Source organism: Pedobacter sp. ASV12 (assembly GCF_016429155.1).
GTDB lineage: Bacteria > Bacteroidota > Bacteroidia > Sphingobacteriales > Sphingobacteriaceae > Pedobacter.
The window spans coordinates 1-555 of sequence record NZ_JAELUC010000255.1 but is presented as its reverse complement, the minus strand read 5'-3'; the positions used below and the strand labels follow the sequence as shown (position 1 = coordinate 555).

At 49.9% G+C, this 555-nt stretch carries 1 protein-coding gene; it reads right to left on the bottom strand.

The features are described 5' to 3' along the window. On the bottom strand, positions 1–496 hold a 496-nt coding region (locus JHD69_RS21590), incomplete at its 3' end, for a histidine kinase (protein WP_370583538.1). Between the last annotated feature and the right edge of the window lie 59 nt (positions 497–555).

The following is a 555-nucleotide window of genomic DNA, read 5'->3' as shown; positions in this document are numbered from 1 at the left end:
GGTGCCTAAAGTCTACCTCCAGCCTGTCATGGTAGCGGAGTTTTTCAAGCCCGATGTAATTGTGCAACAGGCTAATTTCGGTAGAAACCGGCACATAAGTTTCATTGCATCGGTTAATAACATGGTCTAGAATTTCAGCAAGCTCGGCAATGGATTTGGGTGTAAATGGCGAACCGATTATCGACAGCGAATAGATGTTGTTGAGCGTATTGAAGAGAAAATGAGGATTGAGCTGGGCCTTTAATCCGTGTAGCTCTGTTTCAGTTTGCTGCTTTTGGAGCAAGAGGGTTTGCTGTTGCGCCATGTATTGGTCTTTAAGCAGTTTAAAGAAACCAAATATCCAGGCCACAGAAAAAAAATGGATAAAATAATGCTGGATCAGCCAAGGAATGTCGGTAAGGATCTCAGCAATCGACTCCTGCTCAAAGGGGGGAATCCTGACAATTGGCTCCAAAACGCGGTCTCTTATACACATCTGACGCTGCCGACGAACCACGACATGGGTGGGTGGGGGGGGGGGGGGGGGGGGGGGGGTGGGGGGGGGGGGGGGGGGGG